Here is a 22,768-nt window from a genome sequence, read left to right as displayed (position 1 = left end):
GGCCAATTCGTGCCGGATCGCTTTGCATACTCAATTTGAGGTATTGGCGGGTGCTATGCCTGGTTCACAATCATTGACCCGCCTCTGATCGCCTTGATGAACGCACACGCGACGGTATCGGCGGGGCGCCATGACTCCCTATGCAAGCAGGTGACCGCCATGCTGAGTGCAGAACAACTTCAACGCGTCTTTCCCAACTGCAAAGCCCCCGCTGCGTGGGCCGACGCATTGGCTCCCGCATTTCAGAAATACGAAATCGAAACCCCGGATCGCATCGCCAGCTTCCTGGCGCAAACGGGGTATGAGTCGGGCCAGTACAACCGGATCGAGGAAAACCTTAATTACTCAACTGCCGCGCGGTTGACCAAGGTGTGGCCAAAGCGATTTCCCGATGAGGCGTCGGCCATGCCGTATGTGAACAATCCGCAAGGACTGGCGAATCTGGTGTATGCGAACCGGATGGGTAATGGCGATGCGCAAAGCAACGACGGGTTCCGGTATCGGGGAAGAGGAATCATCCAGCTGACGGGGCGCAGCAATTACGATTCGGCCGGCGACGCCATGGGCGTCAATTTGCTTGAAACGCCCGAGTTACTGTCCGATCCGAAATGGGCTGCGATGAGTGCCGGGTGGTATTGGCAGTCGCGCGGGCTAAATGAGTTGGCTGACGACCGCACGCATGACGATGACCTGGAGGATTTCGCCAGGATCACGCGGCGGATCAATGGCGGGCTGGTGGGTCTGAAGGATCGTTTTGCGTTGTTCAAGCAGGTTTATGCCGAGCTGATGCGGTGAAGGCGCCGGTCCGCGTCGGCGCTTCGGATAGCCTTGTCCGGCGGCAGTCGCCACATCCGGAATCGTCAGATCACGTATGGCCAGCGTGACTAGGGTTTGCGGACGCATTGAAGAAACTGCACGTCATGCGCCGGCGCATTATTAGCCCGGCATGCTTACGCAGCCGAAGCCATGCAATACAACGCCCGCCCGGCGCAGGGTGCGGCGGGCGGGCGGTTTCAATACCACGCGTATTGCAGCTTGAGGTGCTTACGTCGCTGCGCGGAAACGATTGCGCAGATCACGGATCTGGTCGTGGTTGCGCAGCACGCCCTGATATTGGCGTTCGACAACAGCGCGCACGTTGTCAGGCAGCGTTTCCTTGAGCGCCTTTTCGTAGTCCGCCTTGGCCACGTCCTCGCCTTTCTCGCATTCCTCGAGCAGCGTCAGGTCGGTGCGGCTGGATACCGCCGCCTTGATGTTGGTCCAGCCACGATGCATGGCGCCGGCCACCGTGCCGCTGTCCTCGGGCTCGCCGCCCAGTTGGGTCACCAGGGTTTGCAACTCCGTGGCGCCGGCCGCGCAGTCGCGCGAACGGTTGCGGAACAGCTCCTGCATCTCGGGCGCCTTCGCATCTTCAGCCGCCGCGGCAAAGCCCTTTTCGCCGTTCTTCGACGTCTCGATCAGATTGTTCAGCACCTTAATTACATGTTCAGCCATGTTGGTCTCCTTGGTTTGGAAGGAACAGGCGGCGCAGGCCGCCTGGGAATTGGAGACTCAGCAAGTGGCGTGCCTGGGTGAGCAAGGGCCAGTGCGATCATTTGGCTGATCGCCTTTGTGATCATCCTTTCGCGTTAGACACGTCAGACGCGCGGACATGTGGAGCCGGCTTTCAGCGCATCAAGTTCCTCGTCGGTCATCTCCAGCGCCAGCGACGCCATCGCGCAGGTGACCGCCAAGGCGTTGCGCATTTCGTCTTCCCGAATGATGTCCGGCAGGTCGCCGCGCGACAGGATATGGCGCACGCGCGATTCGGGCTTCTCGAAGCCTGCCACCAGCCGCAAGGCGGGGATGCCGTGCTTGGCGAAATTGGCGTGGTCCGAATTCGGCATGAACGGCAGCCAGTGCGAGACCGGCACACCAGCGCGCGCCGCCGTGTCATTGACCACGCCCGCTAGCGCCGGATAGTCGCTGATCAGCGCGCAGAGGGTGTCGTCGCCCGCCACGGTGTCCAGATTGATGTCGAGCTTCAGGCGGTCACGCTCCGCAACGGGCAAGTCGGCCAGGTAGCGCGCCGAACCGGCCAGCGCCCATTCCTCGGCGGTGAAGAAGCAGATGCGCAGCCCGGGCGTGTTCGGACCCAATTGCCTGGCGAGCAGCCGTGCCGCAGCCAGCGCGACGGCGACGCCCGTGGCATTGTCCAGCGCGCTTCGGCCCAGGTCGTGACCGTCCATGTGGGCGCTGATGACGATACGGCTTTCGCGGCCGCCAGGCAGGTCCAGGACGCCGGCGCACGCCATCGAATCGCGTAGCTCCTCGCCCCGGATATGCAGCCGGACTCGCGCGCCGACTTCCGCCGTCAATGCCGAAGCCGCCTCGTGGCCGATGTAGGCTGCGGGGATGCCCGCCCCGTCACGAGGACGGCCAGAGGAACCGGACAAGGGGCCGGCGCCCGGCAGCGGGTTGGCGATGAGGAAGGCAGCGGCCCCTTGTGCCACCGCCATGTCGTATTTGCGGCGACGGTGAACGTGCGTTTGCGAGAACGGAAACTCATGGCGCACCAGCACGATCTTGCCGCGCACGGATTCGCCGGCGCGTTCAAAGTCCTCCGGACGGCCCGCGCCCAGATCCAGGATCACGCCTTCCAGCCCCTGTCCGTTCGTGGAGGCCGAGCGCAGCAGGGGTACGCATTCCAGGTCGATGGGCGTGTCGCCCAGCAGCGTCAGACTGCTGGACAGGCAACGCCACCCGTCGTAGGGCACTGGTACGCGCCGCACATCGGATCCGATCTCGCGAAGACGGCCGAGTGCCCAGTCCATGGCCGCCTCGTCCTGCCCGGTGCCGGACAGGCGTCCGCCGAAGCCGCAAATGGTCTGGAAATCGCTCATCAGGGCCGCGTCGTCTGCAGCCGCCTGTTGCCAGGGTGTCGTCATGGATGTCTCCGACGCCGCACGCATGCCGCGCGGCGCTGCAATGTTGTTATTCGAAGGTGATATTGGCGCGCTGCACCAGGTCGGCCCAGCGCGCAAAGTCCTGCGCCAGCAGCGCGTTCAGCGCGGCCGCGCTGGTGTCCGGCGGCAGGTTCATGCCAACGCTGGCCAGTCGCTGCTTGACGGGCTCGGACTGCATGACCTTGGCCATGGCATCCGACAGCTTCTGACGCACGGGTTCGGGCGTTCCGGCCGGAGCAACGAGCCCCCACCAGCTTTGCACGGTCAGCCCCGGATAGCCGAGATCCTGAAACGTCGGGACATCCGGCGTATCCGCCTGCCGTGCGGGTGACGACACGGCGATCGGCTTGATCTTGCCGCTCTGAAAGAGGGCCACGGCAGAGGCCATGGTGGTGAAGCTGGCGTCGATTTGGCGGCCGGCCAGGTCATTGACCGACGCGGACGCGCCCTTGTAGGGGATGTGCGCGAGCTTGACCTTGGTGTCCTGCATGAACAGCTCGGCCATCAGATGGGTCAACGAACCGTTGCCGCCCGAGCCGATGGAGATGGTGTCCGGCTTGGCGGTGGCGGTCTTCACCAGCGTCGGAACGTCCTGCGCCTCGAACCCGGGATTCACGAACAGGTACATCGGCGACAGGCCCAGCAGCGTGATCGGCGCAAAGTCCTTCTTCGCGTCGTACTTCACGCGATCCTTGTACAGCGCCGGGACGATGGTGAATGGGACGTCGGCGAGCAGCAGCGTGTAGCCGTCGGGCGCTTCGGTGGCCACATAGGCGGTTCCCAGCATCGAGCCCGCGCCGGCGCGGTTTTCCACGATGACGGACTGGCCCAGCTGGGCGCTCAACTGGTCGCTGATGGCGCGGGCGACCACGTCCGAGCTGCCTCCCGCCGAGTACGGTACGACGATCTTGACGGGTTTATCGGGATAGGCGGCGGATGCCGTTTGTGCGGCGGCCACGGCCGTAGGGATGGCCAGGGCGGCCAGCAGTTTTTTCCACTTGAACATGATTTTTATGGTGATCCATGAATAATTTACGTCATTGTGGTGGCTGCATTTTCCATGGGCAAAGGAAGTATGCGCATGGGATATTCCAAATGGGAATACCGAAATCCGGGCGCTTTGGAGCGTGGTGAACTGACGGAGCGGGCGCACTGCGCGCTACGCAATTCCCGCGTAGCGTCGCGTTCGAAGATTCAGGTCCCGGCCTTGCGCGATGACCCAGTCGCAGAACGCCTGGCAATACGGCCCGCCAATGTTGGGCCGGGGCTGCATGAGGTGATAGCCGTAGCGGCCTTCCACCGTCTCTCCGAACGGCCGGACCAACTGTCCGGATTCCAGATGGTCCAGCACCATGCACAACGGCATGATGCCCGCACCCAATCCATTCAGCACGGCAGGCAGCAGGATCGAAAAGCCTTCGTACTCTGGCGCCGTGGCGGCAGGGCCGGACCACAGCGGAGCGACGTCGGCTCGCCATTCGTCCCAGCCGTATCCGCGCTGGGCACGCTTGAGCAGCGGCAATTGGGTGATGTCATCCACCGACTTGACGGGATGGCGATCCAGCAGCGACGGCGCCGCGACCAGCGTCATCTCACGGCCGCAGAGATACTGTGCGCTCATGCCGGACACATAGCCCGTATGAAGCTGGATTTCCGCGTCGAACCGTTCCGAGCGGTCGCGCGCATGCAGCAGGCGAGGACGGATGTTGACGCGGATCTCGGGGTGCAGTTCGAAAAATTCGGACAACCTGGGCAGCAAGAAAAACTGCGCAAAGGACGGCGACACCGCCACGTTCAGGGCGACGCGTGAGGCGGGATTGGCGACCAGCGCGTCCGCCTCGTCGATGAGGCGCACTGCCGCGCTGATGCGTTCCAGATATAGGGCGCCGGCATAGGTCAGCCGCAGGCCGGCGGGCATGCGCTTGAAAAGCGCCGTGCCTAATCTGTCCTCCAGGGCCGCAATGTGTTTGCTGACCGCGCTTTGGGTCAGATTCAATGCTTCGCCTGCGCGGCTGAAATTCAGGGTTTCGGCGGCGGTCAGGAAGATGCGTAGCGAGGAGAGGGAATTGCGGGTGCCTTTCATGCCAGGTGGTAAGTGGGTGCTGGGTTTGGGTCTGATTTGGCGCTGATTCGGCGCTGACGTCGCGCTACTGTACTTCGCACGCCCGGACAATGGCGGTTAGCCGAGGTGGATCAATCCGTTCACTGGCTCATCCACCGATCCTGGGGCCTCCTACGCTTTCTCTTTTCAGGAGAAAGCCATTACGGGCCGATCGTTCTGCCTTGCGTTCATTGCCGGTGCGGGACTGGTGCAAATGTCGCCGCGCTTGCCCAGTGCGCTCGTGCTGTGGCTGCTTGCCGCCATTGGCGTCGCGTCGTGCGTGGCATGGGCGCGCGCCCGGTATCCTTTATCGCGTGTGCTGGCGGCCTTGGCGCTGGGCTTTTGCGCCGGTCTTGTCAACGCAGCCCTGCAAGCGCAACACCGCCTGGACGACGCGCTGGCCGACGAGCACCAGGATCAGGTCTCGCGGCTGGTGGTGCGCGTGGTGGGACTGCCCGATGGCGATGCGAACCGGCTGCGCTTCCTGGCGGAGCTTGATTCGCCCGCGCGTCCCGGTATCCCTTCGCACATCCAGGTCACGTGGCAGGCGGGGGCCGGCACCAACCAGACCGTGCCGCAGGTGCTGCCGGGTCAGGTATGGCGCATGGCTTTGGTGTTGCGCAGACCGCACGGACTGCTCAATCCCGCCGGGCCGGACACGGAGGGGCGCATGTTTGCCCACGGCGTTCGCGCGACCGGCACGGTGCGCGGACAGCCTGTGCTGCTGGACGATCGGCCGTGGGCGTCGCCCGGCATCGCGATCGAACGCGCGCGGCACCACGTGCGCGAAGGCATGCGTGCGGCGCTGGGCGAGCATCGTTATGCGCCGGTGCTGATTGCGTTGGCAATTGGCGATCAGGCTGGTGTGTCGCGCGACGACTGGCGGATATTCAACCGCAGCGGCATCACGCATCTCGTGTCGATCAGCGGCATGCATGTGACATCGATTGCGGGCATTGGCGGTCTGCTCGCGTCGGCGCTGTGGCGACGTCTGCGCTGGCGAGGAGTGGGAATGGCGGAGCGCATGCCGGCCCGCATCGCCGGCGGGGCGGTGGCCGCGTTGGTTGCGCTGTTGTATTGCCTGCTTGCGGGGTGGGGCGTGCCGGCGCGCCGCACGTTCTTCATGTTGCTGGTGGTGCTGGCGGCGGCGTTGTCTCGGCTGCCGTTGTCGGGCGGTCGTGTGCTGGCGTGTGCAGCGGCAGCCGTGGTGGCGCTGGACCCGTGGGCGCCAATGGCAGCGGGCTTCTGGTTGTCGTTCGGCGCGGTGGCAGTGTTGTTGCGCATCGCTGCCGCGCCGATTGATGTCGACGCCGGCTGGCGCGCGCGCTGCGCGACGCGGCTGGGGCAGGCCGTGCGCGTGCAATTGCTGGTGACGATTGGGCTGATGCCGTTGCTGGCATATCTGGTGCATCAGGTGTCGCTGGGCTCGCCTTTGGCCAATGCCGTGGCCATACCCGTTGTGACCTTTATCGTGACGCCGCTGGCGTTGCTGTGCGCGGCGCTGTCGTGCCTGCCGGGTGCCGAGACGTTGGCGGCATGGGCAGGGCACGCAGGACTGGACAGTTTCGACCTCACCATGGTGCCCGTGGCATGGGTGGGCAACGCAAGCTGGGCCAGCGTGCCGGTTGCGGCCGCTGGTTGGATGTGGCTGCTGCTGGCGGTCGCGGGCATGGCGTGGGCGTTGCAGGCACGCGGGTGGCCGGGGCGTCATCTGGGATGGGTCTGCATGTTGCCGTTGCTGTTCTGGCGGCCGGACAAGCCCGAACCCGGCTACTGGCGCATGAGCGCGATGGACGTGGGGCAGGGCAGCGCGATCCTGGTGGAGACGGCCAGCCAGTCGTTATTGTTTGACGCCGGGCCGCGCAGCTATGGCGGCAGCGATGCGGGCGAACGGGTGGTCGCGCCGTTCTTGCAGGCCCGGGGGATCGGACGGCTGGACGTGCTGGTGCTGTCGCACGCGGATATGGATCATGTCGGCGGCACGCGTGCGGTGCTGGCGGCGGCGCCGGTGGCGCGAAGTTACACGTCTTTCGATCTGCCGGCCTACGTGCGGCGGGACGCCCGTATGTGGCCGGACGTGGGCAACGCGCAGCCGGTCTTGCCCGATGAGATGGTGCGGTGCGAACGGGGAGGGCGCTGGGAGGCGGATGGGGTGGTGTTCACCTTCCTGCATCCGGGGCCGTCAGAACGCACACGAAAGGCGGATGACCGCAATGCCGACAGTTGCGTGCTGCGCGTGGAGGGCAAGGAGCATTCGCTGTTGCTGACGGGAGATGTCGGAGTGGCGCAGGAGAGGGCGCTGGTCGAGCAGGGGCTTGCGGCTTCCGACGTCGTGCTGGCGCCACATCACGGTTCGTCGTCGTCGTCCAGCCGTGAATTGGTGGCGGCTTCCCAGGCCAAGCACGTCATCGCGCAGGCGGGCCACCTGAACCGGTTCAAGCATCCGGCGCGGGCGGTGGAGTTGCGGTGGATGCGGGCTGGCGGAAGGTTCTGGCGCAGCGACAAGGACGGGGCGGTGATGGCCGAAGCGACGCCGCAGGGGTTGACCGTGTGGGGCCAGCGGGAATCGGCGAAGCGGTACTGGCACGGCCGGTAGATATCGCATGCAAAGGTCGTCAGGGCATTCGCCATTCACCGAGTGCGCCGCGACGCGGCAGGTTGCGGGGCTCCCGTTTGACCGGATACAGTGGAAAGCGGGATCTTTCGCCAGGGAGCATAAAGCTGGCAAGCGCCTAGCCGTTGCCGGCCGCCAACGCATCAAACAACCGATCCCCGCCCATCTGTCCGCCCTTGAGCATCAGCTCAACGCCGTCGGTCACCGGATCGTCGCTGCGCGCCACGCTGACCGTCACGCCGGGCGCCAGCACGCATCGGAACGCCAGCCCCCATAACCCCAAGGCAAGCGTGGCCTGACTTGAGGTATCGCCACCGGCGATGCCGATGCGGTTCAGCCGATGGCCGGCCTTGGCGCTGGCGCGCACGATATCCGCGACCAGCCTGGCAGTGCCACGGGCGGTGGCGGCGGTTTGGTCAGCGTTGACCGTGCCGGTGGGCCTGTCGGTGTGCACGAGCACGTTGCGGCCCGCGGCCAGCGTAGCAGTGGTCAGAGCGACTTGTTGTGCGACGTAGTCCGCATCGGAACGTAAGCGCTCCACCTGCAACGGCTGGCGCGTATAGCTCTCGCAAGCGGCGATCTGCCGGGCGGTGACCGGCGACAGGCTGCCCGCGACAACGAGCACCGGGCCGTTGGCGGGGCCGAGCGGCTTTGCCTGTGCGGCGCCGGTATGCCCAGCAGAGCATGCGCGGGCCAGCGCCTGTTGGACACTGCTTGGACCGACGGCCAACAGCGGCGCGCGGGAGGCGGCGCGTTGAATCAGGCGGCCGATCACGGCAAGCTGCGAGTTCTCCACCAGATCCAGCAGCAGCGGCCCGTCCGCGCTTTCGATGACCTCATCGATCCATGCATCAAGCGCCGTCGACCTCGCGGTTGAATCCGCAACCGAATTCGTAGCCGGGTTTGCACCCGTCTCCGGACCCATGTCCGCACCCACACCCAAAACCGAAGGATACGCAACATGCGGCACCGACCGCACGCTCTCCAACCCCTGCGCCTCCAAATGCCGCCGCAAATCCGCCTCGTGCATCGGCGTGACGGGATGCACGCTCATCACGGGATGGCGATCGATGCGATGAATCTCGGGCGCAGACCCCGCGCGCGCAAAGAGGTTTCCAAAGCTGCAATACCGGCCAATGCTGGGCTGCCCGCCAACGATCGGCACGAGAGGGTTCGCAAAGTGCCGACGCAGCTCGCGCACCGCCACGCCGATGCTGCCGACATGCGGTGCGCTGTCGAAGGTGGAACAGCACTTGTAATGCAGTACGCGCGCGCCGGTGCTGGCCATGAACGCGCCAACCGCGCGCAGTTCCTCGACCATCTCCGCCGGCGCCATCCCACGCGCGGCGCCCGCGATGCCGATGGCATCCAATGGCCCGGCACGTTCCAGTTGCGAAGAAGAAGGCACGCCCAAAAACAGCAGGCTGCGCAGGCCCGCCCGGGCGACCTCGGCGAGCGTGTCTGTGGCGCCGGTGAAGTCGTCGCCATACCAGCACACCTGCGGCGTGGGCGCGCTGCGCGCGTCGTTCGTCATTCGCGGTTGCCGAAGAAGTCGAGCGCACGCTGCAGTTCCGGCGCGTTGCGGGCGTAGTCCTCCAGGCGCGCGTTGTCCCGCACGGCGTGCCACGCCTGACGAATGCTCTGCACCCCAGCCGCCGGACCATCCGGATGCGCCAGAATGCCCCCGCCCGACATGAACAGCAGATCGTCGCTGCGCACGGCCGCCCAGGTCGCGGGCACGGTCCCGGCCCACTGACCCGACGAGAAAGCAGGCATGACGGCGTCGTCGATCCCCGGGGTCAGCGACGCCAGGCAATCGCGCGCCGAGTCCACGACTTCGCTGTCTTCCTGCGAAAACTTGCCTTGCAACCCATGCACGTGCATGTGGTCCACACCGGCCAGCCGCCACAGCGTCTGATACGCCTGGAATCCCATGCCCAGCAGCGGATGGCGCGATAGCGCGCCGAACCCATTGCGATGACCATGCAGCGCCAGCGGCGTGCTGCGGCGCAAAGTCTGGATGGCGGAATAGCCGCACCAGTTCAGGCTGGCCATGACGCAGGTGCCGCCTTCGCGTTCGATCAGGTCGGCGTGGCGGCGCATGGCGTCGGTTTCATCGGTGATGTTGAACGCGACCATCACGTTGCGGCCGGTGCGTTCGCGGTGCGCGCGCACCACGGCCATCACTGCGGCGACGCGCTGGGCGAGCGGGGCGTGGGCCGGGTTGGCGCACACCTCGTCGTCTTTGATGAAGTCCACGCCGGCCGCGCACAGCTGCGCCACCAGGTGCGCAGTCTGCTCGGGCGAGAGGCCGACGTTTGGCTTGATGATGGTGCCGACCAGCGGACCCTTGTCCACGCCGGTCAGCGCGCGCGTGCCGGCGATGCCGACCTGGGGCAGGTCGAATTGCGCGCGGTAGTTGGCGGGCAGCTCCATGCTTTCGAGCCGCAGGCCGGTGACTTCGCCCAAGTCGTACAGATTGCCGCCGACCGTGGCGGCCAGCGTGGGCAGGTTGGCGCCCACGTTGGCGACGGGAAATGCGATGCGAATCCGCGCGCGCTGGAATTTGCCGGGCATGCCGCCCGGCTGGCGCGCGAGATACGCATTGGGCAGGCTGGGCGTGTCGACCGTTTCCAGCGTCTCGATGGATTCGATCCGGGCGCGGGCGCGGGCGCGCAGTTCGTCCGTTTCGCCCTGCACGCGCGTGAAGGTGCCGCAGGACTGCTCGCTGGCCATGACCTCCGCAACCTTGGCGGGGTCGACGGGGGTCTCAATCAGGTAGGTGGCGGTAAACGATTGGGAATTCATGGTGGCGTGTGCGGCAGGGGTGTATCAGAGGCGGCTCAGGTCGGGGAAGGCGCGGACAGGGTCCTTGCCGTCCCAGTTCACCGAGCTTTCGCGGATCAGGTCGAAGAGGCGGCCTTTGGGGCCGGCCACTTCGGAGAGCTCGATGACGGTGCCGGGGTGGTATTCGGTGTCGAAGTAGATGAAGCGGCCTTTCTCGCCGACTTCACCGCTCATCTTGGGCTTGAAGCCTTGCGCAAGCAGGCGCTCCAGGTCGGCGTCGTAGCTTTCGGTCCAGTAGGCGACGTGCTGCAGGCCGGTGCGGCCGGCTTGCAGGAAGTCGCGGTACATGGAGGGCACGTCGTTGCGGGTCTGGATCAGTTCGACCTGCACATAGCCGGAGTTGGCCAGGGCGACGGAGTTGTGCGGTTCATAGCCCTTGTCGTCGTATTGGTAATTGACGATGGGCACGCGCGGGTTGTAGTACCAGGGACCCACGCCGAGCTTGGTGCTCCAGTAGTCCATGGCGGCTTCGATGTCGTGCACGACATAACCGAGTTGGCGGATCTCGCCCAGGAAACGACTCATGTTGGATCTTTATAAAAGGGTGGCTGAGAGACGGGAAGGGCGCGGCCCGCAAGGGGCCGCGCTGGGTCACAGGAAACCGATGGAGAACCAGGGGAAGGCGGCGACGACGATCAGGCCGATCAGCAGCGCGCCGATATAGCCCCAGATCGGGCGGATGCCTTCGTTGGGATCGACGCGGCTGATGGCGCAGGCGCCGTAGTAGCCGACGCCGAAGGGCGGGGCGAACAGGCCGATGCCCATGGCGAAGATCACGACCATCGCGTAATGGACTTCATGCACGCCGGCCTGCACCGCGATCGGGAACAGCAGCGGGCCGAACAGCACGATGGCGGGGATGCCTTCCAGCACGCTGCCCAGGATGATGAAGGCCACGATGGAGACGGCCAGGAAGCCGTAGCTGCCGCCGGGCATGCCCGCCATCAGCTTGGCCAGATCGCCCGAGAAGCCCGATTGCGTCAACGCCCACGCCATCGCGGTGGCGCAGCCCACGATCAGCATGATGGCGCCGGACAGGGACGCGGTCTCGATCAGCATGGGCTTGACACGAGCCCAGTCGAAGCAGCGGTAGATCACAAGGCCCACGACGACGGAGTACACGATGCCGATGGTGGAGACTTCGGTGGCGGTGGCCACGCCTTCGACGACGGCGGCGCGGATCACGAACGGCAGGGCCACGGCGGGCAGCGCGATCATGAAGAAGCGGCCGATCTCTTTGAAGGTGAAGCGCTGGACGAGGCTCAGGTCTTCTTTGCGGTAGCGCCACCAGACCACGCCGCACAGGGCCAGGCCCAGCACGACGGCGGGCAGCAGGCCCCCCGTAAACAGCGCGGCGATCGACACGCCCGTCACCGAGCCGATGGTGATGAGCACGATGGACGGCGGAATCGTCTCGGTCTGCGCGCCGGTGGCGGACAGCAGGGCGACCAGATCGCCAGGCTTGGCGCCGCGCTTTTTCATTTCGGGGAACAGCACGGGCGCGATGGCCGCCATGTCGGCTATCTTCGAGCCCGAGATGCCGGACACCAGATACATGGCGCCGATCAGCACGTAGGACAGTCCGCCGCGTACGTGGCCGAGCAGGCTGGCCAGGAACTGGATCATGGCGCGCGCCATGCCCGTCATTTCGATCAGCGAGCCCAGGAAGATGAACAGCGGCACCGCGAGCAGCATCAGGTGCGACATGCCTTCGTCCAGCCGGCCTACCATGACGACCATCGGCGTGTTGGTGGTCAGCGCCAGGTACGAGAAGGTGGCCAGCGCGAACGAGAATGCGATCGGCACGCCCGAAAATACGGTTGCGGCGACGATGCCCACGAAGAAGATCACCAGGTTCAGCTTGCCCAGTCCGGAGAACAGGGGCTGCGCGAGCCAGAACAGGCCCACGACCGCCGCCACGCCAGCCAGCGCCATCGCCACCTGCGGCAGCGGCTGCGTGCGCAAGAGGCGCAGCAGCGCAATGACGCCCATCAGGCCCATGCCGACCGGAATCGCCGAGGCACGCCACGCGTTGCTCAGTTCCAGCGCCGGCGTGATGATGAAGTGTTCTTCATGCGCGTACTCGATGGCGGGCGCCAGGATCAGCACCAGGAACGCCAGCGACGCGGCAAGCGCTGCGGTTTCAAGCTGCGCGCGCCGCGCCGGGCTGACGTTGTTCACCAGCGCCGTCATGCGCATGTGCTCGCCGCGCCGCAACGCCACGACGGCGCCCAGCATGGACAGCCAAAGGAACAGGATCGAAGCCAGTTCGTCGGACCAGACCAGCGGGCTGTGGAACGCGTAGCGCGCCACCACGCCCGCAAACAGGACGAGGATCTCGACCAGCACGATGGCCGCGGCAACGTGTTCGACCACGGTGCCCAACACGCTGTCGAGCGCGCCGGCCGCCCGGCGCAGGGGATTGGCCGGCAGCGCGGGCGCCGCGGCGTGGGGAGCGGACAGGGAGGACATGGCGCGCGACCTCAGGCCAGCTTGCCGACGGACTGCTCCAAGAGGCCCCAGGCCTCATTGCCGAACCGGCCTTGCCATTCCTTGTAGAAGCCCGCGGTGCGCAGCTGTTCGCGGAAGCTGTCGGCGGACGGCTGGTTGAACACCAGACCCTTGGATTCCAGGTCTGCCTGCACCGAGGCGTTGAGCTTCTTGATGTCTTCGCGCTGGGCCAGGCCGGCTTCGTTGATGCCGCGCGCCACCACCGTCTTCAGGTCGGCGGGCAGGCCTTCCCACATGCGGCCGTTGGCGATGAACCAGTAGCCGTCCCAGATGTGCTTGGTCAGCGAGCAGTACTTCTGCACTTCGTACAGCTTGGCGACCTGGATGATGGGCAGCGGGTTTTCTTGCGCGTCCACCACCTTGGTCTGCAGCGACGAGTAGACCTCGCTGAACTGCAGGCTGGCGGGCGCGGCGCCCAGGCCCTTGAACATGGAGATCGGCAGCGAGCTCACCGGCACGCGGATCTTCAGGCCGTCCATGTCGGCGGCCGTGTTGACCGGACCCTTGCTGCTGGTGGTCTGGCGGAAGCCGTTGTCCCACATCTTTTCAAAGGCGTAGAGCTTGCGCTGCGCGATGGCGGCGCGCACGTGGGCGCCCAGCGCGCCGTCCATGGCGTTCCAGACCTGGTCGTAGTCCTTGAATGCGAAACCGACGGCGTTGATGGCGGCCACCGGCACCAGCGTGGCGATCACCAGGGCGGACGGCGTGAAGAAGTCGATGCCGCCGGAACGCACCTGAGCCAGCATGTCGGTGTCGCCGCCAAGCTGGTTGTTCGGGAAGATCTTGATGTCGACGCGGCCGTTGCTTTCCTTGAGGATGCGTTCGGCCGCTTCCTGGGCGCGGATGTTCAGCGGATGCGTCACCGGCAGGTTGTTGCCGTACTTGAGCGAGAAATCGGCGGCGCGGGCGATCAGCGGAAAGCCGGTGCCGGCGACGGCGAGGGCGGGAACCGCGCAAAGGCGGCGCAGGGCACTGCGGCGAGCAAGCAGCTTCATGGTTGTCTCCATTGTCTTTCTTATGATGTTTTTTGATGTGCCACAAAACCGCCTTAGCCCTGCGGCACTGTGGACAATAGTGAATAGGCGCTATCATCGTCAAATCTTATTCATGATGGTTTTTGATGTGAATAGAAGCGCTTCCTCTCGTGGACTCGCCAAGCTGGCGGACGTGGCTGCCCGCGCGGGCGTGTCGACGGCCACGGCCGATCGCGTGCTCAATCGCCGGCCCGGCGTGCGCCCGGCCACGGCGCAAAAGGTCTTCAAGGCCGCCATCGAACTGGATTACCTGCCGGACGACGAGGCGTACGCGGCCCCCGCGCCCGAGCCGATGCGGCTGGTGTTCCTGCTGCCGCGCGGCAGCAATCGCTATCTGCGCATGCTGGGCGATACCGTCAACTTTGCGCACGAGCACTTTGCGCCGTTAAATGCCAAGTGCCATGTCGAGTACGTGGAAAGCTTCAATCCCGACGCGCTGGCGCAGGCGCTGGCCAAACATGGCAAGCGGGCCGACGGAATTGCGTTCATGGCGCTGGAGCACCCCGTGGTGCGCGAGGCCGTGAATGCGCTGGCGCAGCAGGGCGTGCCGACGGTGACGCTGATCTCGGACATCGCCAACAGCGCGCGCACGGCTTACGTGGGATTGGACAACCGGGCCGCCGGGCGCACGGCCGGCTATCTGATCGCGCGCTTTATCGGTATGCGCGCGGCGCATGTGGCGCTGATCGCGGGGTCGCGGCATTACCGCGCCCATGAAGAGCGGGAAAGCGGATTTCTGCAGCTCTACGCCGAACAATTCCAAGCCATGCAGGTGGTGGACCTGCGCGAAGGCTATGACGACGCGCAGCGCAACTACGAACAGACGCGGCAGTTGCTGGAGCAGTATCCGCAGCTTGCCGGGATTTACAACATCGGCGGCGCGTCAGACGGGGTGGCCCGCGCGCTGAAAGAAGCAGGACAGCAGCACCGGGTTGTTTTCATCGGGCATGGACTGACGCCGGACACGCGTTCGCTGCTGATCGACGGCACGATGGACGCGGTGATCACGCAAAGCCCGATGGAAGCGCTGATGAGCTGCGTGCGCATTTTCAGCAATCTGCGGGATAAGCGCAGCGCGATGAATGGGGTGGAATTGGCGCGCAGCCAGGTGATATTCCGGGAGAACCTGCCGTAGGGGTGGGGGCGGGCGTATTATTTCGACTATGGGCTCGCACCCAGTGCGGCAGCGGCGGGGCACGCCGCTGCCTACTTCAACGGATGGTTCCTCTACAACGGTTGCCCGGCGCTTGCCGGCGGACGGCCGTGAAGGCGCTGCGCCATGGACCACACAGCCGACCGCCAGGCCGATCCCGCCGCTTGCGAGGCGGGGTCTGCCGCGCGATCACCGGCGGGTGATCACGATTTCCATGTACTCGCTGGGCACCACGACCGCCGAATCGCCGGAGCGGTTGAAGCGTTCGATCTGCGCGGTGATATCGGCGGTCAGCGCCGTCTGCGCCGCGGGTTCCAGCGCGCCGAAGGCCTTGAGCAGCGGGCCGTAGTAGGTCTTGAAAACCTGCATCCAGTGCTCGGGCGAGCGGTAGCGGAACACGAAGTGGCGCGGTTCGCACTGAATCGACGCGGCTTGCGATCCGAACATCTCTTCGATGCGCGCCTTGGTTCCCCACAGCGCGGGCGACTTGACGCCGGCGGGCGGGGGCAGGTGCTTGCCGATGGTCTTGAAGATCTGGCCGATGAAGCCGTCGGGTGTCCAGTTGGCCAGGCCGATCTTGCCGCCGTGCTTGCACACGCGCATCAGTTCGGAAGCGGCCTTGTCCTGGTCTGCCGTGAACATCACCCCGAAGGTCGACATGACGACGTCGAACGCGGCGTCGGGGAAGGGCAGCGCCTCGGCGTCGGCCTCCTGGAATTCGATCTTCAGGCGTTCCGCGGCGGCGCGCTCGCGGCCGCGGCTGAGCAGCGCGGGCACGTAGTCGGTCGACGTGACGTCGCACCAGCGGCGGGCGGCGGCCAGCGTGGCATTGCCGTTGCCGGCGGCAACATCCAGCACCTTCTGCCCGGCGCGGACATCAAGGGCTTCGCAAAGCTGTTCTCCTACGATCTGCAGCGTGGTGCCGACGACGGCGTAGTCCCCGGAGGACCAGGTGCCCTGCTGGCGGGTCTTCAAGGCGGCCAGGTCGGGCTGTGCGGTTTCGCGCACGTCACTGGTGGCAAGGGAGGAAATGGACATGGTGACTCTCCGTTATTGCGTGGGGTGCGCGACAGCATCCATTGCCAGCGCGCCGGGGTGATGCAACCAGCGCCGCGAAGGAATTCGCGTGCCGTGCGCCCCGGAAACCACGATAAGAACCGGGCGTGGAGGCGAGCGTGGTAGCGGGCGTGGAATCTGCCGTGGATTCGGCCGGCGCGGGCATCCACGTGCGCATGCTGGGGCCGCTGGCGATCAGCCGCGGCGGCGCGCCGCTGGCCTTGCCGCCGTCGCGCAAGCTGCGGGCGTTGATCGCCTACCTGGCGCTGGCCCCGAACGCCGTGATGCGGGCGCACCTGTGCGAATTGCTGTGGGATATTCCGAACGATCCGCGCGGCGAGCTGCGCTGGTGCCTGAGCAAGGCGCGCGGCCTGCTGGATGAGCCGGGCCGCCGCCGGATCGAGACGGTGCAGGACGCGGTGCGCCTCGACCTGTCCGATTGCCGCGTGGATGTCCTGGACATCGGCGCGGCGATGCAGGACGGCATCGACAAGGCGGGTCCCGACAGGCTGCGCGCCCTGTTGGCGCTATTCCAGGGCGATTTCCTGGAAGGGCTTGAGATCGGCCGCAGTCCGTTCTTCCATAGTTGGCAGACCGCGCAGCGGCGGCGCCTGCGCGCCTGCCACGCGGCCGTGCTGGCGCACCAGGCCGCAAGCCTGCCGGCGGGCGCGGAAGAACGCTTCGCCTGCCTGGACAAGTGGCTGCAATTGGCGCCATTCGATGCGCAGGCGCATGAACTGATGCTGGACGCGCTGGGCCTGCGCGGGCAGTGGCGCGAGGGCGAGGAACATCTGGCTGCGGCTGTGCGCGCGTTTGAGGCCGAGGGGCTGGATGGGCGGCCGCTGCGCGAGGCGTGGCGTGACGTGCGCGCCCGGCGGGCGGGCGGCGTGCAGACGTTGGGGCAGGGCTTGGGTCAAGTGCTGGATCCGGCTTTTGCGGTGGCGCCGCGGCCTGAAGAGGCGGGGGCGATGATCACGGCCGAGACAGGCGCGCAGATCACGGCCGACCCGCCGTTCCAGCCGACGCCCGAAGCGGCTCTGCGTTCCCGCCTTTCCGAGCTCCCGCCGGACCGGCGCGGACGGGCATCCATCGCGGTCATGCCGTTCGTGGACCGGTCCGCGCAGGCCGGTGTACGGGGCGGATTGGCGGACGGCCTGGCCTTTGACGTTATCGCGCGGCTGGCTAAGCTGCGCAGCCTGTTCGTCATTGCGCAGGGCACCGTGTTTGCGCTGGATCAGCGCAGCGTCGGACCGGAGGAAGCGGGCCGCACGCTCAACGTGGATTATGTCGTCAGCGGCTCGCTGCGGCGCCACGGTCAGCGCCTTGCCGTGGACGTGCAACTGGTCGATTCCCGCACGGCACGCATCGTCTGGGCCGATGTCCTGGATCACCCGTTCGATGACGCCTTGCTGGCGCTGGACGAGATCGGCAACCGGATCGTGGCGTCCGTCGACATCGAGATCGAGGCGGCCGAGCGCAACCGCGCCATCCTGACGCCGCCCAATTCGCTGGACGCGTGGCAGGCGCATCACCGCGGCCTGTGGCATATGTACCGGTTCAACCGTACCGACAATGAGCAGGCCCGGCATTTCTTCGAGATGGCGGTGCGGCTGGATCCGACGTTTTCGCGGGCCTATGCGGGCTTGTCGTTCACGCATTGGCAGACCGCGTTCCAGCGTTGGGACGAGCAGGGCGATGCCATCGACCGGGCGTTCGACACCGCCGGCCAGAGCCTGATCGCCGATGACCGCGATCCGGCGGCGCATTGGGCGATGGGGCGGGCGCTGTGGCTGCGCGGCAGCCAGGATCAGTCGGTCAGTGAACTGCAGATCGCCGTGGACCTCAGCCCGAACTTCGCGCTGGGCCATTACACGCTCGGCTTTGTCGACTGCCAGATGGGCGATGCGCAAGCCGCCATCGGCGCATCCGATCACTCGCGCCACTTGAGTCCGTTCGATCCGCTGCTGTTCGGCATGCTGGCCGTGCGCGCGCTGGCGCTGGTGCGGCTGGGCCGGATCGACGAGGCGGCCGGATGGGCGATCAAGGCGGCCGCGCGCCCCAACGCGCACGTGCACATCCTGGCGATAGCCGCGTGTTGCCTGTCGCTGGCCGGCCGGACCGACGAGGCGCTGGGGTTTCTGCCCGCCATCCGCAAGGCGCAGGCGACCTACCGGGTCGACGACTTCCTGGCGTCGTTCCGGCTGGAGCCCGACACGCAGGCGCTGTTCCGCGAGGGCGCGCGGCGGATCGGAATCGGATAGTGCAGCATTCGCCACGCATCGCCAGATTCCGCTTGCTAGGTAGCTGCCTAGGCAGCTAATATTCCGCCATTGATATCGACGGCGGCGCGCCGGGCCCATCATGAGCAACGCAACTCCTTCCGTGCTGGACGAACTGTGCACCGGCGAACTGGGATTCCTGGTGACGTCGGTGCGCAACGGCATTCTGGACGCACTGGACCGCGATCTGGCCCCGTTGCAGATCACCGTGCAGCAGTACGTCGTGCTCAATTGCATCGTCAAGGGGTGGGGACGCACGCTCAGCGACTTCTGCCGGGTGCTGTCCTATGACTCGGGCGCCATGACCCGATTGCTGGATCGGATCGTGGCCAAGGGCTTTATTCGCCGGGTCGAAAACGAAGCCGACCGCCGCAGTTCGCTGATCGAGCTGACCGAACAGGGCAAGGCGGCTTTTCCGCAGGCGCGCCAAGCCACCGAAGTGGCGTTTCGCCGGCTGCTGGACGGCTTTTCCGAGGCAGAGGCGCAAGTGCTGCACAAGCTGCTATCCCGAATCCTGATCAACGCGCGGCCGGCGTAATTTGCCGGGCGCTTTTTTTTATCCATTTATCTGCCTAGGCATATACAGCCTGGGCTGTGAACCATGTCCCACCCTAAGCCTTCCGTCTCGCTGCTCCTCGTCATCGGCGCGCTGACGTTCATCGACTTCCTGCAGAACGGCATGGCCACCTTTGGCGCAGCGCCCATCATGGGAGAAATCGGCGCCAGCCCCGAGGAATACACCCACATCGCGCTCATCTACGCCTGCGTGGCGGTCATGATGATCGCGTTGCAGGGCTGGCTTACGCATCGGCTGGGCTTGCGCGCCTACCTGCTGGCGTCGCTGGCCGCCGCCGGCATGGGCGCGGCGGTCTGCGCGCTGGCGCAGGACCCGGCGCAATTCCTGTTGGGGCGCGTGTTGATGGCGCTGGGCTGCGCAGCGTTGCTTACCTCGTCCCGGCTGACCGTCAACCTGATTCCACCCAGCCCCGCGCGCTTCCTGGGCATCAAGGCCTTGGCGACCGGTCTGTGCCTGGGGACCGCGCTGGCGCCCTGGCTGGCCGCGATGGCGGTCGAGCACGATGGCTGGCCGTTGATGTTCTGGCTGATCGCGGCGCTGTCGGTGCTGGCGATGGCGCCCGTCTTGCTGGCCATGCCGGGACGCGAGGCAGGATCTGTCCTGGCCGGCAACGTGCGCCTGCTGCCGATCGCCGCGCTGGGCGCGGGCAGCTTCCTGGTGCTGCATGCGTTGCAGCGCGCGTATTACGACTTCTTCAGCCACGGCAGCCTCCTGGCGCTGTCGGCGGCGGCGGGGGTAGCCGCGCTGGGTTACTTCGTGTGGTCGGAAACGCGCAACGGCGCGCCGCTGCTCCGGCTGGGCGGCATGAACGAAGCACGGTTCCTCTGCGGACTGGCGCTCTTCACGGTCTGCTATGTGATGCTCGGGGCCAATGGCTACCTGGTGCCGGTGATGCTGCAGCGTGCGCTGGGACAGGCCTGGGTCACCGCGGGCAAATTCTTTGCGCTGGGATTGGGGGCGGGCGTGCTGACCTGGGCCGTGATGTCGCAATTGCTGCCGCGCTGGCCCTCGCCGCGCAAGTTCTTCGTGACCGGCTTCCTGGCGCTGGCGGCGTTCGGGGTGTGGATGTCACGCGTGACGCCCACGGCCAACATGTGGACCGACGTGTTTCCCGCGCTGGCCTGCTACGGCATGTTCATCATGACCCTCATGCCCACGACCGCGATGCAGACCTTTACGGGCCTGACGGGCGACCCGGCAGTGTTCGCTCATGCGCAGCAGGTCAAGAATATGCTGGCGCAGGTCGGCCAGGCGCTGGGGATCATGCTGGCCACCATCGGGCAGCAGTGGTTCACATTGCGGCACTACACGGTGTTGCGGGAAAGCATTGCGACCGGCAACGCGCAGTTCGAGGCGGCGATGGCGCAGCTGACCGCCTATTTCACCGCGGCCGCGGGGCCAGCACAGGCGCGGCAGCTTGCCACGGCGCAGATCGCGCAACTGCTGGACCAGCAGTCGGTGCTGCTGGCCAGCCTGGATCATTTCCGAATCGTTGCGGGCGTGGCGCTGGTGGCGGCCGTCGTCAGCCTGGTCCAGCGCGTGTTCCGCTAGGGGCAGGGTTCAGTTGCCGCCCAGCTGCGCGATGATCTGCCGCGCCACGTCTGCCAGCGACAGGCCGCCGTCCATCGCCGCGCGTTGCAGGCGTTCGTGCGCCGCCTGCTCGGTCAAACCGTATCGGCTGATCAACAGCAGCTTGGCGCGGTCGACGCGCTTTCTGTCGTCCAGCGCGCCACGCACACTGGTCAGCGCATCGTCGGCGTGCTGCATGCGCAGCGTCTGCTCGCGCATCATGTCCAGAATCGACCGTTCCAGCTCGCCGCCCACGCCGTCCTCGGGCGGCACGTCCATGATGCGGCTCTGCACGCTGAACACCATGCTGGGGACGCGGCCGCTGGCATGATCGGTGTAGCGGCTGAGCAGGAGGCGGCGGTCGTCCAGTTCCTGGCGGGTGTCGGCGATGCGCCGGGCGCACTGCTGCGCCAGTTCCTGCGCCAACTGCGTTTCTACGTGGCGCATGGCGTCGATGCGCGCCGTACACAGGTCAAACCACAACTCGGCCAGGCCGCTGTCGACGCGCTGCGCGTCCGACGTGTGCTGCGCCATGTCGCGCATACGTTGCACGGGTTGCGCCTGCTGCTGGACCTGGTCCCACGCTTGCAGTGGCGCGCCCTGCACATACTGCGTGTAGACGCCGAAGCTGCGGGCCTGGTTGGCCGCGAGGCCCAGCATGCGCGCCTTGCGGGCGTCGTCGAACCAGCCGGCTGTAAAGCCCATGACGCCGCAGGCGCGCTCCTGGCCGCTCAGTTCCTTGCCTTGCATGAAATTCAGCAGCGCCACCAACAGGCGCGTGACATCCGGATCGAGTGAAGAGTCGGCGGCTTCGAAGACCACTGCAAGCAGGCTGCCGATCACCTGGGTGAATCGGGTATCGGCTTCTTCCACCGCCACGCGCCGGTCGCGGACCCCGCGGCGCAAGGCCGGCAGCTCGTCCAGCCGGAAGAGGGCGTAGGCGATGCAATTGAGCAAGCGTGCCCGGCCGCTGCCGGCCGCGGGGTCGGATTCCAGTCCATCGAGAAATGCACGTACGCCGGCTTCCACGGCCTGCGCGTCGCTCGACAGGCCGGCCAGCACCGGCTGCAGCCGGTCCGCGGCGCTGCAAAGGGTCAGGTTGGAGTAGCCGCGCTCCTTTTGCAGCGCGTGCACCAGCGCGCTGATGCGCAGCACCAGGTCGCAGGTGGCGGCCAGGACTTCCAGTCCCTGAAGCTCGCTGCGGCGGGCGGCGAGCAGGAAACGCAGCGGCGGCGGCATGTGGCGTTCGGCCATCGGTATCTCTATGCGGGGTGAGGCGCGGTGTGTTCGCGGAAATCAGGCCGTCCGGCGTTGCGGCGCAAGCACGCCGCCCGCGTCGTCCAGCACGCCGAACATCCGGCAGGCGGCAACTTCGCCGATGACCAGCACGGCAGGGCTGCGCAACCGGAAGGTCTGGGCATCGGACGCCATGCTGGCCAGCGTCGACGGACAGACCCGCTGGCCGGGAAGCGACGCGCGCTCGATCATCGCTACCGGCGTGTCCGGCGCCATGCCGGCGGCCAGCAACTGGGCGGTCATGTCGAGCACCTTTGCCACGCCCATGTAGACCACCAGCGTCGTGCCGCTGCGTGCCAAGCCGGACCAGTCGGGCGTTGCGCCGTCCTGCGAATGCGCGGTGATGAGTGTAACGCCCTGGGCCATGCCACGCTGCGTCAGCGGGATCCCGGCCGACGTTGCCGCGGCCAGCCCGGCGGTGATGCCGTTTACGATTTCGCAGGCGACGCCGTGGTCGCTGAGCCACTGCGCTTCCTCGCCGCCACGGCCAAAGATGCAGGGATCGCCACCCTTGAGCCGCGCCACGCGCAGGCCCTGACGGGCGTAGCGAAGCATCAGGCGCTGGATGAAGTCCTGCGGCGTGGAGCGGCAGCCCCCGCGCTTGCCCACGCGCACGATGCGGGCGTTGGGGCAGTGCTGCAGGATCTCGGGGTTGACCAGGTCGTCGACCAGGACCACGTCGGCCCGGGCAAGCGCCTTGACGGCTTTCAAGGTCAGCAGCTCGGGATCGCCGGGGCCGGCGCCGATCAGGGACACGGTGGGATTCGTGGCGGGCATGGTCGTCTC

The 22,768-nt window shown here is 66.4% G+C and carries 18 protein-coding genes; 6 read left to right on the top strand and 12 right to left on the bottom strand.

The features are described from left to right. The first annotated feature begins 159 nt into the window (after positions 1-159). Positions 160-795, top strand: coding sequence for a glycoside hydrolase family 19 protein (locus B3098_RS25205; RefSeq protein WP_286899738.1), 636 nt, complete (start codon positions 160-162; stop codon positions 793-795). Between the two features lie 249 nt (positions 796-1,044). Here the strand turns inward: B3098_RS25205 and B3098_RS25200 are convergent, their stop codons facing one another. The 4 genes from B3098_RS25200 to B3098_RS25185 form a co-directional block, all read right to left on the bottom strand. Continuing rightward, on the bottom strand, positions 1,045-1,494 hold the full coding sequence (locus tag B3098_RS25200; RefSeq protein WP_175138322.1) for a PA2169 family four-helix-bundle protein: 450 nt from the start codon (positions 1,492-1,494) through the stop codon (positions 1,045-1,047). A 143-nt stretch (positions 1,495-1,637) separates the two neighbouring features. Beyond that, a complete protein-coding gene (locus tag B3098_RS25195) occupies positions 1,638-2,927 on the bottom strand; it encodes a M28 family peptidase (RefSeq protein ID WP_286899736.1) in 1,290 nt (429 codons plus the stop codon). A gap of 46 nt (positions 2,928-2,973) precedes the next feature. Beyond that, positions 2,974-3,951 carry a Bug family tripartite tricarboxylate transporter substrate binding protein gene (locus B3098_RS25190; protein WP_286899734.1) on the bottom strand — a complete coding sequence of 326 codons (978 nt, stop codon included), beginning with the start codon at positions 3,949-3,951 and terminating at the stop codon, positions 2,974-2,976. A 153-nt stretch (positions 3,952-4,104) separates the two neighbouring features. After that, complete coding sequence (locus B3098_RS25185; RefSeq protein ID WP_279972111.1) at positions 4,105-5,028, bottom strand: LysR substrate-binding domain-containing protein; 924 nt, start codon at positions 5,026-5,028, stop codon at positions 4,105-4,107. 232 nt (positions 5,029-5,260) lie between these two features. Between B3098_RS25185 and B3098_RS25180 the strand changes: the two genes are divergently transcribed. Then, positions 5,261-7,642, top strand: a complete 2,382-nt coding sequence (locus B3098_RS25180) for a DNA internalization-related competence protein ComEC/Rec2 (protein WP_286899733.1) — start codon at positions 5,261-5,263, stop codon at positions 7,640-7,642. 136 nt (positions 7,643-7,778) lie between these two features. Here the strand turns inward: B3098_RS25180 and B3098_RS25175 are convergent, their stop codons facing one another. The 5 genes from B3098_RS25175 to B3098_RS25155 all read right to left on the bottom strand — a co-directional run bounded on the left by B3098_RS25175 (position 7,779) and on the right by B3098_RS25155 (position 14,013). Continuing rightward, complete coding sequence (locus tag B3098_RS25175; RefSeq protein ID WP_286899732.1) at positions 7,779-9,194, bottom strand: four-carbon acid sugar kinase family protein; 1,416 nt, start codon at positions 9,192-9,194, stop codon at positions 7,779-7,781. Continuing rightward, positions 9,191-10,468, bottom strand: coding sequence for a ribulose-bisphosphate carboxylase large subunit family protein (locus B3098_RS25170; protein ID WP_286899731.1), 1,278 nt, complete (start codon positions 10,466-10,468; stop codon positions 9,191-9,193). The genes B3098_RS25175 and B3098_RS25170 overlap by 4 nt, the downstream gene beginning before the upstream one ends. A 24-nt stretch (positions 10,469-10,492) precedes the next feature. Then, complete coding sequence (locus B3098_RS25165) at positions 10,493-11,032, bottom strand: VOC family protein (RefSeq protein WP_286899730.1); 540 nt, start codon at positions 11,030-11,032, stop codon at positions 10,493-10,495. Positions 11,033-11,098: 66 nt separating this feature from the next. Beyond that, positions 11,099-12,979 carry a TRAP transporter large permease subunit gene (locus tag B3098_RS25160; RefSeq protein WP_175121126.1) on the bottom strand — a complete coding sequence of 627 codons (1,881 nt, stop codon included), beginning with the start codon at positions 12,977-12,979 and terminating at the stop codon, positions 11,099-11,101. Positions 12,980-12,990: 11 nt separating this feature from the next. Continuing rightward, a complete protein-coding gene (locus B3098_RS25155; RefSeq protein WP_286899727.1) occupies positions 12,991-14,013 on the bottom strand; it encodes a TRAP transporter substrate-binding protein in 1,023 nt (340 codons plus the stop codon). Positions 14,014-14,125: 112 nt separating this feature from the next. On the opposite strand from B3098_RS25155, the gene B3098_RS25150 reads away from it, so the two are divergent. Then, positions 14,126-15,187: a LacI family DNA-binding transcriptional regulator gene (locus B3098_RS25150; protein ID WP_239212803.1), complete on the top strand. Its 1,062-nt coding sequence runs from the start codon at positions 14,126-14,128 to the stop codon at positions 15,185-15,187. 207 nt (positions 15,188-15,394) lie between these two features. Here B3098_RS25150 and B3098_RS25145 read toward each other — a convergent pair whose 3' ends face one another. Beyond that, entirely contained in the window at positions 15,395-16,243 is an 849-nt protein-coding gene (locus tag B3098_RS25145; protein WP_218344232.1) for a class I SAM-dependent methyltransferase, read from the bottom strand. Positions 16,244-16,404: 161 nt separating this feature from the next. Between B3098_RS25145 and B3098_RS25140 the strand changes: the two genes are divergently transcribed. The 3 genes from B3098_RS25140 to B3098_RS25130 all read left to right on the top strand — a co-directional run bounded on the left by B3098_RS25140 (position 16,405) and on the right by B3098_RS25130 (position 20,668). Beyond that, positions 16,405-18,522 (top strand): transcriptional regulator, encoded by a 2,118-nt coding sequence (locus B3098_RS25140; protein ID WP_286899726.1) that lies wholly within the window; start codon positions 16,405-16,407, stop codon positions 18,520-18,522. Positions 18,523-18,622: 100 nt separating this feature from the next. Next, complete coding sequence (locus tag B3098_RS25135) at positions 18,623-19,078, top strand: MarR family winged helix-turn-helix transcriptional regulator (protein WP_239212519.1); 456 nt, start codon at positions 18,623-18,625, stop codon at positions 19,076-19,078. Positions 19,079-19,141: 63 nt separating this feature from the next. Continuing rightward, positions 19,142-20,668 carry an MFS transporter gene (locus B3098_RS25130; RefSeq protein ID WP_286899725.1) on the top strand — a complete coding sequence of 509 codons (1,527 nt, stop codon included), beginning with the start codon at positions 19,142-19,144 and terminating at the stop codon, positions 20,666-20,668. A gap of 9 nt (positions 20,669-20,677) precedes the next feature. On the opposite strand, the gene B3098_RS25125 is transcribed toward B3098_RS25130, so the two are convergent. Beyond that, positions 20,678-21,940, bottom strand: coding sequence for a nitrate- and nitrite sensing domain-containing protein (locus B3098_RS25125; RefSeq protein WP_286899723.1), 1,263 nt, complete (start codon positions 21,938-21,940; stop codon positions 20,678-20,680). A 42-nt stretch (positions 21,941-21,982) separates the two neighbouring features. Then, complete coding sequence (gene cobA / locus B3098_RS25120; RefSeq protein WP_239212525.1) at positions 21,983-22,759, bottom strand: uroporphyrinogen-III C-methyltransferase; 777 nt, start codon at positions 22,757-22,759, stop codon at positions 21,983-21,985. Positions 22,760-22,768: the final 9 nt, after the last annotated feature.

The organism is Achromobacter sp. UBA2119 (assembly GCF_002331005.1).
GTDB classification, from domain to species: Bacteria; Pseudomonadota; Gammaproteobacteria; order Burkholderiales; family Burkholderiaceae_B; genus Achromobacter; species Achromobacter animicus.
The sequence above is the reverse complement of the archived record's forward strand: the minus strand, read 5'-3'. Positions and strand labels throughout refer to the sequence as shown.

Coding starts and splice junctions, on each gene's coding strand:
- B3098_RS25205 (WP_286899738.1), top strand. CDS start 160: ATGCTGAGTGCAGAACAACTTCAACGCGTCTTTCCCAACTGCAAAGCC.
- B3098_RS25200 (WP_175138322.1), bottom strand. CDS start 1,494: ATGGCTGAACATGTAATTAAGGTGCTGAACAATCTGATCGAGACGTCG.
- B3098_RS25195 (WP_286899736.1), bottom strand. CDS start 2,927: ATGACGACACCCTGGCAACAGGCGGCTGCAGACGACGCGGCCCTGATG.
- B3098_RS25190 (WP_286899734.1), bottom strand. CDS start 3,951: ATGTTCAAGTGGAAAAAACTGCTGGCCGCCCTGGCCATCCCTACGGCC.
- B3098_RS25185 (WP_279972111.1), bottom strand. CDS start 5,028: ATGAAAGGCACCCGCAATTCCCTCTCCTCGCTACGCATCTTCCTGACC.
- B3098_RS25180 (WP_286899733.1), top strand. CDS start 5,261: ATGTCGCCGCGCTTGCCCAGTGCGCTCGTGCTGTGGCTGCTTGCCGCC.
- B3098_RS25175 (WP_286899732.1), bottom strand. CDS start 9,194: ATGACGAACGACGCGCGCAGCGCGCCCACGCCGCAGGTGTGCTGGTAT.
- B3098_RS25170 (WP_286899731.1), bottom strand. CDS start 10,468: ATGAATTCCCAATCGTTTACCGCCACCTACCTGATTGAGACCCCCGTC.
- B3098_RS25165 (WP_286899730.1), bottom strand. CDS start 11,032: ATGAGTCGTTTCCTGGGCGAGATCCGCCAACTCGGTTATGTCGTGCAC.
- B3098_RS25160 (WP_175121126.1), bottom strand. CDS start 12,979: ATGTCCTCCCTGTCCGCTCCCCACGCCGCGGCGCCCGCGCTGCCGGCC.
- B3098_RS25155 (WP_286899727.1), bottom strand. CDS start 14,013: ATGAAGCTGCTTGCTCGCCGCAGTGCCCTGCGCCGCCTTTGCGCGGTT.
- B3098_RS25150 (WP_239212803.1), top strand. CDS start 14,126: ATGATGGTTTTTGATGTGAATAGAAGCGCTTCCTCTCGTGGACTCGCC.
- B3098_RS25145 (WP_218344232.1), bottom strand. CDS start 16,243: ATGTCCATTTCCTCCCTTGCCACCAGTGACGTGCGCGAAACCGCACAG.
- B3098_RS25135 (WP_239212519.1), top strand. CDS start 18,623: ATGAGCAACGCAACTCCTTCCGTGCTGGACGAACTGTGCACCGGCGAA.
- B3098_RS25130 (WP_286899725.1), top strand. CDS start 19,142: ATGTCCCACCCTAAGCCTTCCGTCTCGCTGCTCCTCGTCATCGGCGCG.
- B3098_RS25125 (WP_286899723.1), bottom strand. CDS start 21,940: ATGGCCGAACGCCACATGCCGCCGCCGCTGCGTTTCCTGCTCGCCGCC.
- cobA (WP_239212525.1), bottom strand. CDS start 22,759: ATGCCCGCCACGAATCCCACCGTGTCCCTGATCGGCGCCGGCCCCGGC.